Origin of the sequence: Amycolatopsis sp. NPDC059657, assembly GCF_042734395.1 — a bacterium.
In the GTDB taxonomy this organism is placed as follows: domain Bacteria; phylum Actinomycetota; class Actinomycetes; order Mycobacteriales; family Pseudonocardiaceae; genus Amycolatopsis.
This window is the reverse complement of sequence record NZ_JBHWEB010000044.1, coordinates 63852-74835: the sequence shown is the minus strand read 5'-3', so window position 1 is coordinate 74835 and position 10984 is coordinate 63852. Positions and strand designations below refer to the sequence as shown.

The following is a 10984-nucleotide window of genomic DNA, read 5'->3' as shown; positions in this document are numbered from 1 at the left end:
GAACGCCGCCTGGTTACGCTCACGTGCTGCTCGCGAGAGACGTGAGCGAGCCAGGCGAGTGATACTGGCCGGCGGACGAACAAACACGCCCCGACTGTGCTCGGAGATGACGATGCCCTCGGCGCGAAGGATGTTGACCGCGTCGCGGATGGTCGGCCTGGACACGTCGTAGGTATCGACCAGTTCTCGTTCGCTGGGCAGGCGTGCGCCCGGCGCATACACGCCTGTCGTGATCTTCTCGCGAAGGTCAGCCGCGACCTGCCGGAAGGCTGGGACGCCACTTCGTCGGTCCACCATGGCTCTCATTGTCCACAGCCCAACTTGTATTGACCAGTCGGCGGCTGTGTGGGAGGGTCTTACTTGTCAGGACGTGCTTACCAGTGCACGGACAGTGATCACCGGCGACAGAGGGGTGGCGAGGATGGCAATGACGCTTGGCGACCTGACGACCTACCGCGAGCCCGAAGGCCTGGTCGAGGACATGCACAAGGCCGACGAAGAGATTGCAGTCGAGGTGCGCCCAGCGCAGCAGTCGATCTCGCTGCCAGCAACGGCGCTTCGCGAAGACTCGCGATCTGAGCACGTAACCGGTCGGCCGCGGCCTGGCATCGTCAACCCGAAGAATCCGAACTGGATTCCACGTGACATCGGCTGGGAGATCATTAGGCCTGAAACCCAGGCCAAGCTGATCGAAGACGGCCAACGGGTCCGGCGTCCGGACGGTCCGAGGTGACCGCCGTGGTTGAGCGCCGCCTCCCCGCTCCCCCGCTGTCCGCGCTGGTCGTGACCCGCGAGTACATCGGCGACCCGGACCTGCACCTCTACTGGCGCCAGGAAATCAACGACCGAAGCCTGCTTTTCCTCATCCCCGTCTGCGAGTCCGCCGCTCTTCACCCGACGCCACACGACCGAAGCAGGATCAGCGCAGAGCACCACAACGCGCAGTACCTGCACAAAGCCTGCTGGCTCGCGCTCGAGGCCGACCGGATCGCGCGGGAGATGGCGATCGAAGACGCTGCCGCGCTGTACGCCCATCTGTCCGGCGACCTGGGCGGTGTCTTCGGTGTCCGATGACCCTCGCACCTGGTACTTCGGATGGCTCTGGCTCTGGCTGCGCGCCGACCGCGACCGCATGCGGCGATTCATTGCGGTCGTCACCATCCCGCTGCTCGTCGGTATCGCCATCGGAATGTCGATCATGCGCATGCTCTGCTGACACAAGCCCCGGTCGGCGAGGCGACGCCACTCCCGGCTCGCCCCGCCGACCGGTCCCCAACGCGGCCAGCTGTCCACGGACCTCGACTGCTGGTCGGCCCGGTGCATCGGCCGGGCGCGGCGCCGAGACGCCCCTCGTGCTCGGCGCCGCCCACAAACCCCGACCAGGGGAGCCGCTCCCCGAGAAGGAATGTTTTCCCTGGTCGGGCCTTACTTCCACCCCAGTACCCTTGGGGCGGAGGGGACGTGCCCGCCGCTCGGGATCCGAGCGGTCGGGCCCGTTCAACGCACTGTTTCGACGTCACCCGAACCCCCGTGGGTGACTGGCACCGGACCACCGGGCGGAATGGAGTCCCAACGGTTGCGGTGCCACCCGCTCACTCGCCTCCTGCCAACGCCTCCGGCGAGATGAGCGGGCAAACCGTCACGGCATCCCGCTTGCAGTCGTGGCGAAGGGCCAGAGCACCGACATTGCTCCGGCCGGCGTCGACCACGGTCCTCCAGTCTCGTGGTCGACGCCCCATAGCTTCGTGCTCCACATGCGCATGGAGGGCATGAAGAGGCAGGCGGGGTCCCGGGTGGCTCTGTTGGACGCTCACCCCTGCAGGGCCGGGGCCCCGCCACCTACGAGCTGCACCACGTACTCGGACTCGCAGGGAGCGAGTACGTGGTGCTGGGTCCGGGACTTGTTCCCCCGGATGCAGCGGCCGAGCCTCATCAGCCGGGGCTCTGGACCAGCGCCGCCGGTCGTGCAGGGCCTTCCTTGCCTCTGCGCGACCGGCGCCACCCAACGAAAAGGCCCCCGTGGTTCACGCGCGAAGGCGTGAACCACGGGGGCTTCTTGGTGCGCGGGAGGCACGTCTAGATGGGGATTCCCCAGCCGACGTAGGCGCTGCTGACGATCAGCCCGTAGGCCGCGGCGATGGCGTCGCGCGGCCCCGCCGGTGCGCCGGTGGCGGGGTCGGCCAGCGCGGTGTCTTCGAGCCGGAGCGGCCGCACCGTCGCGGGGCGGGCGCCGAGGTCGTACAGGATCGCGTTGACCATGTTCTGCCAGTCGACGTTCGGCGTGCTGATCGTGGCCGCGTAGTCGTTGCGCGCCCACCGGCTGACGCCCTCGAACCCGCGCCAGCTGCCGCTATGGAAGACGAGCGCGCCGGACGGATCCCTGAACAGGGTGAAGCCGATCGTGATGTTCGTGTACGGCGTGACGTACACCGAGCCGTTGACATTCGATCCGCTCGACAGCGACACCACGGTCGGGCAGAGCTGCACGAGGTTGGTCGGGCTCGCGGGGAACCGTGCGTCGACGAAGTCTCCCTCGTCGCCGTAGACCGCGGTCGGCGTGGTGTACGTCTGGCCGGTCGTGAGCGCCTGCACCGTCGCGCTGTTGCGCCACAACGGCAGACCTTTGCTCGCGTACGGCACGCCGAGCTGCTTGTTCGCCGGGGCGTTCGCGACGAACATCTGTCCGAACAGGATCGCCTCGGCGCGCGGGTCGAGGTTGACGATGCCGCGGGTGTCCCGCCAGGTTCCGGTGTACGCGACCGGGTCGCGGCCGGTCCCGGTGAACCCGGCCGAGTCGTCGACCGTGCCGCTGTCCTTGTAGCAGATCATCGTGCGGGAGTCCGGCATTCGCGTTCGCCAAAGCGCGTTGTTCGCGCCGTGGCTGAGCACGTTGATCCCGCTCGTCTCCGCCGAGCGGAGCGCGTTCCACATGCCCTCGGTGACGTACTCCATGTGCCCGATCGGCATCACCAGCGCCGCGCCCGCCAAGGCGGTCGTCGGGTTGGCCTCAAGGTCGGTGTCCGACAGGTACGTGAGGTCGTAGCCCTGCGCCTCGAGGAACAGCCAGAGCGGCTGGTCTCCGTCGAACATGTAGGTGTTCGGGTGGGTCTTGCCGGTGGCGAGCGGCCGGTCCCAGGACACGGCGTAGCCGCGGTGGGAGAAGTTCGGGACGCCGAGGTCGCCGCCGATCTGGTAGAGGCTGCGGCCCGTCCACACGTTCCCGACGGTGCGCGGCCCGTTGTCGCCGGGGCCGCCCCAGATGTTGTAAGCCTGGTAGGTGCTGTCCGGAACGATCACGGCGATCTTGCCGGTGACCGCGGTGTCCCGGACGACGAAATGCCCGTACGCCATGTTGGCCGCGTTGTCGGTGCGCTGCAGCTGGTACAGGTACACGCCGCTGGGCGTGCCCGCGGGAATGGTCCAGGACGCGGTCGTCGACCAGGCGCACGTTGTGTGTCCGAGCGTGCCGTCGACGCTCGGCGCGGGCTGGACGGCCGGGGTGCCCGCGATGACGCCGCCGGGTCCGGAAATGTTGCGGGCGCCGACTTCCTCGTGTCCGTAGTGGCCGAGCCGGAAGATCTGGACGTTGAACGCGAGGTTTGCGCTGTCCACTTTGAACGCGACGGTGTCGCCCGCCTGGTAGGACTGCTTGTCGGTGTAGCCGCTGACGGTCGCGTTGTAGCCGATGGTGCCGGGGAACCACTTCGCGCGCGGCGTGCCGGGCCGCCGGTTCTCTTGCACGACCGGGCTGACCGTGGCGTTGGCCGGTGCGCCGGTGTTTTCGTAGGCGGCGACGGCGGTGTAGAACCGGTTACCGGGGGCGTTGTGGAAGGTGGACGCGCCGCGGTAGGTGCCGGGTCCCGCGTCGGCGATGCCGCTGGCGTAGATGAATTCCGTGCCGGATCCGGGCTGGTTCGCGGCCTGCGCGGCGAGGACGCCGGAGGGTTCCATCTGTGTCCACCGGTTGGCGGGGTTGCTGTAGGGCTTGCCGGAGAGGGTGGCTTCGACGGTCCAGACGCCGATCACGTGCGCGGTCTTGCCTGAGGGAACCACTGCGCCTGCCGCCGAGCGGGCGAGGTATTCGGTGGTGGCGTCGATGGTGTCGCCGCTCCCGCCGCCGGATCGGTTGGCGTCGATGTAGCTGGGTGAGTCGGTGAGCTCGTAGATGGCGCCGTTGTTCTGGTCGGCGCCGTTGACCGTGAGGTAGACCGCGATGCACCCGCCGCTGGGCACGATGATGTCCCAGATGGACACGTCGTTGTTGCCGGTGGTGTAGGCGGCGGTGCGCTTGTCGAACAGGGTGCCGCTGGAGTTTTCCAGCTTGGCGGCGGTAATGATCGATCCGCCGCCTGCGGCGACGACGAGGCGGGAACCGGCCAGCGCCGGGGTGTCGAGGGTGATCGTGTAGGCCGCGCCGTCGGCGAGGACCTTGCTATAGGTCGTAACCGCGCGTTTGCCCACTACGCCACCGCCAAAGTGAGGGTGACCGTGAGGTCGGAGCCGGGCACGGTCGAGCCGATCGCGGTGACGTCGATGGTGATGTAGTCGCCCGCGGCGACGGTTTGGCCGGCGCCCGCGGTGACGCCGGTGAATGCCGCTGCGGTGATGGTCGCGGTCAGCGCGGTGCTGAACGCGATGCCGTTCTTCTTGGCGGCGACGGTGAGCGGGCTGCCGGTCGGGGCGGTGCCGACGGCGGCGCGCAGGGCGGTGACGTTGAGGGTGCGGCCGGTGTCGTTGTACCAGCGATGCACGCCGGTGGTGGCCGCGACGACGCCGCTGATGCCGAAGGATGGCGCGAGCGGCATCCCGGACAGGTCGGCGCCGACGTGGGTGTGCGAGATGGCGGCGTAGGCGACGCCCGCCTCGGCGGGCGTGAGGTACTGCGGGTGCGGGTCACCGGCCGCGAGGTGCGTCGCCATAGCGGCGGCCGCGGTCCCGGTCGGGTCCGCGCCGATAGAGGCTGCGCTTACCGGGTCGGATCCGCCGGTGGCGTGCGAGGCGGCGTGCGAGGTCGGAGTGCGCGCGTTCGTCAGGCGGCTGTCGTTGCCTTCGGCCGCCGTGCCCGCCGCGGTCCCGTACGCCACGTTGAAGGTGCGGTCGGCGGCGAGCGTGCCACCGCCAGTGAGGCCGGTCCCGGCAATCACCTGGCGGCTGCCCTGCACGGAGCCGATGATTCGCGAGTCGTCGCCCGCCGCCACCGTGCCCGCCCCGGTCCCGACGGGCAGGCGCGCGGCGGCGACCGTGCCGCTGGTGATGTCGCCGCCCGCGTGGTTGTGCGCGGCCGCGGCCGCGCCGATGTCGCCTGGCACGAGCGTGACGACGCCGGCGCCGTTGGGCAGGATCGCGTTGACCTTGGTAACTGCGGTCGTGCCCGGGGTAACGGGCGGCGTGCTCGGCGACGCGGACGGCAAGTCTATCGGCGAGTCGAGCAAGTGCGCCTGCAGGTTGAAGGGTGCTTGCGAGACGTTCTGCCCGCCCGCGTTGGTGAGCTTCTCCGCGACCGTGTACGTCCAGCCGGTCGGGGTGACGTCAGCGTCGTCGGTCGCGGGCAGCTTCAGCGTCGCGACGCCACCGGCAGCCTTGAGCGCGCCCGCCGAGTCGAGCACGCCGACGATGACGGCGGGTCGGACCGCGGTGTGCGTGGCGCCGGAGATGATGCGGACGGCCGCGGTGAACTCGATCGTGCCGATCAACGGCGCGCCGTTGTAGTCGACGTACGTGCCGACGATGTCGACCGTCTGCAGGTCTGCGGGCAGTGCCACGGCCACGCTCCGATCTGGGTAGGACGGACGGCCGAGCCGACGCGGTAGTCGGCTCGGCCGGGCTGGTCGTGGTGTGCGATCAGGTCAGCGGCGGTTCGTTGGCCGGGAGCCTGGTGATGACAGGTACGCCGTCCGGGCCGAGCTTCGCGAGCGGAACGACCTTTCGACGAACCAGCACGCTGCTCAGGATGGACAGTGCAAACGAGACCGCCGAGATGATCACGTTGATCGTGTTGTCCGGGATCGCGACCCACCCGGTCGCGATGATCGCGACGAGCAGCGCGCGGACGCCCTCGGCGATCCTGACCGGTTCGGTGGATGCGCCACCGGGCTCAGGCGCCGTCACGATTCGCCGCCCGCTGCCGGGCCGATGTGAACTTCGCCAGTGATGCTGATGTTCTGCTTCACCGCGTCGTTGATCGTCTGCTTGACGAAGTCCGCGGTGATCGCCGGGTCGTCCGTGGCGTGCTCGAGCAGCTTCGCGAGCGCATCGGCGATCGCGTTCGTCTGCAGGTAGGTCTTTTCGAGCAGCGTGGCCGCGCTCATTTCCACACCGTCGAGCGTCGAGGTCGCCTTGTACCAAACGGTCTTGAAGTCCTCAATGGACAGGGGCATCTCTTCCTCCTGGTTGAGCAGGGCCGCGAGTTCCTCCCGCGTACCTCGGTATGCGGATGCGTCGAGCGGCGCGTACCCAGCGATGCGGGCGCTCGAAGTGAACTGGAGGATCGCGACGGGCTGGCCGCCGTACCCGTTCCAGTACGACGCGGGTACCTGGGCCCACTCGCTGTTGAGCAGGCCGACGACGTTGTCCGGGTACCGGGAGCTCCACAGCGGTCGTCCACCGGCCAGCGACGGCGACCGCCAGTAGTCCCGCCAGAACCAGAGCGGGATGTAGTCGATCGGCACGCGGTACCCCGCCGCGATGATCGCGGCGATGACTGCGTCTGTGTGTGCCTTCGTCGGCCAGCTGCCGTCCACGGCCTTTTCGACGTCGGGGATGATCGGCACGTCGAGCGGCACCGTCGCGCGGATCTTCGCTACGTGCGCGGCCGGGCTGGCATTCGATCGGATGAACCAGTAAGCGGCGGTGAGCATCCCCGCCGCGCGCGCCTCGGCGAGGTTCGCGGCGAACAGCGGGTCGACGTAGCTTCCGCCCTCACCGGCCTTGATGAAACACGCTTCGCAGCCGTCCCGCCGACACTGCGCGAGGTCGAGCGAGAGGGGCTGGTGGTGGCTGATGTCGATGATGAACGTGACGGGATCGGTCATCGGTTCCTCAGTTCGTCGGGATCGGGAGGATCGGCGGGGCGCTGGACGAAGTCGGTGGCGGGCTGGTCGCGATCACGCACTGCCAGGTGTCCGCCGCGCCGCCGTCGGCGAGCCGGACACGCAGCTGCGCGAACGTGCCGCCGCGCGGGCAAAGGACATCGGGGTGGTCCTGGACGTAGGCGCTGAAAGCGGCCTGGATCTGCTCGGCGGTCGGCGGGGGCCCTTGCGGGCCGGTCGCGCCCGTCGCGCCGGTCGTACCTGGCTGGCCTGGCTCGCCGGGCGTGCCAGGTTCGCCGGTCGGACCGGACGGTGGCGGGCTGGTCAGGAAGTAGCCAGCGAGCGCCGCACTGATCTGCTGCGGCGTCGGAGCAGCGGGGGTCACCGGGTTCTCGGCGATGTAGTCGGCGACCGCGCGGCCGAGCATCCCCGACGTCGGGCGCACATCATCCGGCAGCGACGCGAGCACCCGCGCGGCCGCCGCCGAGACGATGACCTCCGTGTCGGGCGCGGTGCCAGGCGCCGGGATCGGCACGCCGGCCAGACCGCGCTGCTCCAGCTCGGCGTTCGCGCGGTCCCCCGCGGCTTTTGATTCCTGCGCTTGCTGCCGCAGGGACGCGACCGCGGCGTCAGTCGCGTCCTGCCTGCCGTACAGGGTGAACGTCAGTGACGCGGATCCGACGCTGAAGAGCAGCGCGACGAAGACCACCAGCGGGACGACGCGGCGCGGCCAGTAGTGCCGCCAGAAGTCCCGCTGCGCCTGTGCCTGCGCTCCCTCGGCGAGCAGGGCGAGCCCTTCGTCGAACTGCTCGTCGGTCGGGCGGCCTGACGTCATTCGAGTCTCCCGTCCCATCCACGCCGATACAGCTCACGCTCAAGAGCGTCTACACGCGCGCTAAGTCGTGCCACGTCCTTGAGGGCTTTTTCCTTCTCGCGCTTGGTTTCCTTCAGCCACTCGCGAAGGATCGCTTCACCGGTCGCTGCGAGCTTCTCGGGTGTGTCCTTCGGCTTCCCGAAGCGGGCCTTGGCTTTCTCCAGCCAGACCGGGCCGCGCGCGGCGATGATCGCAACCAGCACGGTGCCGACGATCCCGGCGACTACTAGCCAAGGACTCCCCGCAGGTGCAGCATCCGCAGCGACATTCACCCGTCACCCCCAACGTAGTTCTTGTCGTTGATCAGCCAGGGCTCCCGATGACGAGCCACGCATTGGGGTCGGTCGCGTCGATGATGACCACGTCACCGACGATCGGTGTGTAGTCGCGCAGCTTGGGCAGGGTCATCGACGATCCGAGGATGCTCACGACAACCTTGACGCCGACAATTGCGGTCACCTTGCCCGTCTTCCGCATCGACGCCCGCAGCTCTTCGAACTTCGCAGCGACCGCGTCCGCAGTGTCCACTGTGGACCTCCTACGACTCGGACGGCAGCGTGATTGCGCGCGTGACGATCGACTGCTCGGTCTCCGGCTCCAAGGGCGTCGACAGCTTGTCGATGATCTGCAGCGACCGTCCAGCGTCGTCGTCCTGCACGTCGAGCACGTCGCCGTCGGCAAGCGCCGGGTTGACGACCACCTTCATGCTGATCGACGCCGACACGCCGCGGCCGCGCTCCCGCTGAGCATCCGCGGCGGCCTGACACTGGTCCTCGTCCGTGAGCAGCGGGCTGGTCATGAACCGCGATTTCTTCCCGAACGGGCCGCCCCAGTACGTCGGCGAGGCCGGGTCGGTGTCGGTCGACACCGCGTATACCGGCTCGGCGCCATCGCTGCGCTGCCCGCTGGCGATGAACCTGTTGTAGACGCCATCCCGCGAGAGCGTGTCCGTGATCCGCAGGAGATTCCCGCCAGGTCCTGTTCGGATGGACCACGCTGGCGGGTCAGCCAGCGTCGGCTGTGGACGGACCGTCAGCCGGTTGATCTGGTCGAAGAACGCCTCACCCGCTATCGCGTCCGCCAGCTTCTCGACACCGTCGGCCCAACGCTCGCGTTCGATCTCGATGACCGGCGCGATCTGCGTCGATCCGGTCAGGTCGACGAGCGCGATGCCGGGGCCGAGCGTGTCCCGCACGAGCCGCGCGATCTCGGCCACCGCGGTCGCGCCGTCGACGGTCTGGGTCGGCGCGTCGAAGCGATCCTCGGCGACCCGCTGCGAGAAGTCGACCAGCTTCACCGGGATGTCGGCGCCACCGTCGACCGGCCGCTCGCGCGAGCTCTCGTCGATCGAGAGGTACGCGAGCGGCACATACTCGAAGTCGCCTGACCGCAGGCCGATCCCGTAGTAGATCTGGACGGCGCTGCCGAACGGGGAGAGCAGTTGGCCGGGCGACCGGTTCCAGAACCGCGGGTCGGCGGTGATCTGACCGGTTCGGCGGACCTGGCTCGTAGCGTCGCTGTCGACCTGACCGCCGCTGATCGGCAAATCCTCCAGCACGCCGTAGATCGGCGAGTAGACCGTGCACTTCACGTCCATCACGAACGATCCGGCGATCGCTTGCTGCGCCTCGATGGACAGCGGCCAACCCATGAACCGCCCCTCTCAGCCGATCGGTGCGCGGGTGGACACGAAGTCGCCGACGAGCTTCTGATATCCCTGGTCGTCGCCTGCGCCGTCCGGGTCTTCGTCGAGGTCACCCAGCGAGATCCAGGACACCGCGCCGAAACCGACCTCGAGCGGCGCTCGGAGCAGAAGCGGCGCCATGTCGTCGAGCAGGTCGAGCAGGTCGTCGCGGTCGCGGTAGCTGAAGGTCCAGAGCTTGAGGGTTCCGCTGGGACCTGTCCGTTTCCGCGCGGACACCACGCTGACGAGGTCATCGCCGATGGCCTGGAATAGGCCTTGGCGTGCCGCGCGCTTGAGCGGTGACTTGCCGCGCTCGACGAAGACCTCGCGGGGGTTGGCTGCGTCGCGCGGATGCGTCAGCCATGTGTGCCCGGCGGCCGACAGCTCGGCGAGCGCCGACGTCATGCTGCCGCCGGCGGGCGCTGGATTCGTCAACCGGTACGTGACCGGCTGATCGAGCGGGCATTCGCCGTCGTCGAAGGTGATGATCGGCGGGATCAGTGACGCCGAGAGGCCCGCGGTGCCGATCCAGACGCCGCCGTAGGTGGTGCCGTCGAAGAAGGTGCCGGGGTCGGTGACGCGGGCGAGGACGATGCCGTCGACGGACATGACACCACCGGCGGGCATCCCGGCCGCGATGACCTTCACGGTGGGCGTAACGCCTCCGGCGGGGTTGACGATGATCGCGGACTGCCGAGCCCACTGCGAGACGCTTTGGTTGATCTGGTCGGCGGTGAGCGTCACGGTCGCGGCCGGGAGCGCGATGCCCTGGTAGTCGGCCCAGCCGATCTGGAGGGTCACGCTGGTCGGCCGCGCCGAGAACTTGAGGTCCAACGCGAACCGAGTGTTCTGTCCACCTGGGATGGATTGCGGGATGGTGATGCCGCAGGATCCGGCGCCCGCGACGGTCGCGGTCATGTGGTAGCTGCCGCGCGGCGAGGTTCCGTCCGTGACGCGTGCAAGTGTCGGCGACCCGAGGTCCGGGACGTAGCCGTTCAGGCCGACCTCGAAGCTGGGATTCAGGCAGAAGTTACGGCGAGTTTCCTCGGTCACGACCAGCGCGCCGCCGCCACGCACCGAGTGCACGGTGCCATCGGAGTGAATGCGCTGCAGGGACAGCAGTCGTGCGTCCGGCCACCAGGCGGTGATGTGCATGACGCCGCGGTCAGGGAGCGGCGCGATGGAGATGCCGCCGCCGGGGTAGGTGGCGGTCGAGATCCGGCCGGCGTATCCGCGCGCGGCGTAGGACAGGAGCGGGTTCGGGGTGTAGACCCAGGTCGAGGTGCCGCCGGGGATCGGTGGCGGCAGGGTCTGCTGGCCGGACGGCGGGGGTGCCTCGGTGCCGGTTCCGGCGGCGTACGGGGTGCGGGCGAGGATCCCGCTCGCGTACGCCATAGG

Annotated in this window: 13 protein-coding genes; 3 read left to right on the top strand and 10 right to left on the bottom strand. The window is 69.0% G+C overall.

The features are described from left to right. Positions 1–297: GntR family transcriptional regulator (locus ACFV15_RS24050; protein WP_378352822.1), on the bottom strand; the 297-nt coding region annotated here is incomplete at its 3' end. Between the two features lie 124 nt (positions 298–421). On the opposite strand from ACFV15_RS24050, the gene ACFV15_RS24045 reads away from it, so the two are divergent. The 3 genes from ACFV15_RS24045 to ACFV15_RS24035 are packed head-to-tail and all read left to right on the top strand — an operon-like array spanning position 422 to position 1216. Beyond that, positions 422–733: a hypothetical protein gene (locus ACFV15_RS24045; protein WP_378352821.1), complete on the top strand. Its 312-nt coding sequence runs from the start codon at positions 422–424 to the stop codon at positions 731–733. A gap of 5 nt (positions 734–738) precedes the next feature. Beyond that, on the top strand, positions 739–1074 hold the full coding sequence (locus ACFV15_RS24040; protein WP_378352820.1) for a hypothetical protein: 336 nt from the start codon (positions 739–741) through the stop codon (positions 1072–1074). Next, on the top strand, positions 1064–1216 hold the full coding sequence (locus ACFV15_RS24035; protein ID WP_378352819.1) for a hypothetical protein: 153 nt from the start codon (positions 1064–1066) through the stop codon (positions 1214–1216). The genes ACFV15_RS24040 and ACFV15_RS24035 overlap by 11 nt, the downstream gene beginning before the upstream one ends. A gap of 860 nt (positions 1217–2076) precedes the next feature. Here the strand turns inward: ACFV15_RS24035 and ACFV15_RS24030 are convergent. The 9 genes from ACFV15_RS24030 to ACFV15_RS23990 form a co-directional block, all read right to left on the bottom strand. After that, the gene (locus tag ACFV15_RS24030) at positions 2077–4461 is read right to left on the bottom strand and encodes a N,N-dimethylformamidase beta subunit family domain-containing protein (protein WP_378352818.1); all 2385 of its coding nucleotides are present in this window, start codon (positions 4459–4461) and stop codon (positions 2077–2079) included. Continuing rightward, entirely contained in the window at positions 4461–5762 is a 1302-nt protein-coding gene (locus ACFV15_RS24025) for a hypothetical protein (RefSeq protein ID WP_378352817.1), read from the bottom strand. Before ACFV15_RS24025 ends, ACFV15_RS24030 begins: the two co-directional genes overlap by 1 nt. A 79-nt stretch (positions 5763–5841) precedes the next feature. Continuing rightward, positions 5842–6108 (bottom strand): hypothetical protein, encoded by a 267-nt coding sequence (locus tag ACFV15_RS24020; protein ID WP_378352816.1) that lies wholly within the window; start codon positions 6106–6108, stop codon positions 5842–5844. Then, positions 6105–7031 carry a glycoside hydrolase family 25 protein gene (locus tag ACFV15_RS24015; protein WP_378352815.1) on the bottom strand — a complete coding sequence of 309 codons (927 nt, stop codon included), beginning with the start codon at positions 7029–7031 and terminating at the stop codon, positions 6105–6107. The genes ACFV15_RS24020 and ACFV15_RS24015 overlap by 4 nt, the downstream gene beginning before the upstream one ends. A 7-nt stretch (positions 7032–7038) precedes the next feature. Beyond that, positions 7039–7863, bottom strand: coding sequence for a hypothetical protein (locus tag ACFV15_RS24010; protein ID WP_378352814.1), 825 nt, complete (start codon positions 7861–7863; stop codon positions 7039–7041). After that, on the bottom strand, positions 7860–8105 hold the full coding sequence (locus ACFV15_RS24005) for a hypothetical protein (RefSeq protein WP_378352813.1): 246 nt from the start codon (positions 8103–8105) through the stop codon (positions 7860–7862). The genes ACFV15_RS24010 and ACFV15_RS24005 overlap by 4 nt, the downstream gene beginning before the upstream one ends. 100 nt (positions 8106–8205) lie before the next feature. Then, positions 8206–8430 carry a hypothetical protein gene (locus tag ACFV15_RS24000; protein ID WP_378352812.1) on the bottom strand — a complete coding sequence of 75 codons (225 nt, stop codon included), beginning with the start codon at positions 8428–8430 and terminating at the stop codon, positions 8206–8208. 10 nt (positions 8431–8440) lie between these two features. Continuing rightward, positions 8441–9553, bottom strand: a complete 1113-nt coding sequence (locus ACFV15_RS23995; RefSeq protein ID WP_378352811.1) for a DUF5047 domain-containing protein — start codon at positions 9551–9553, stop codon at positions 8441–8443. A 12-nt stretch (positions 9554–9565) separates the two neighbouring features. Continuing rightward, complete coding sequence (locus ACFV15_RS23990) at positions 9566–10981, bottom strand: hypothetical protein (RefSeq protein WP_378352810.1); 1416 nt, start codon at positions 10979–10981, stop codon at positions 9566–9568. Between the last annotated feature and the right edge of the window lie 3 nt (positions 10982–10984).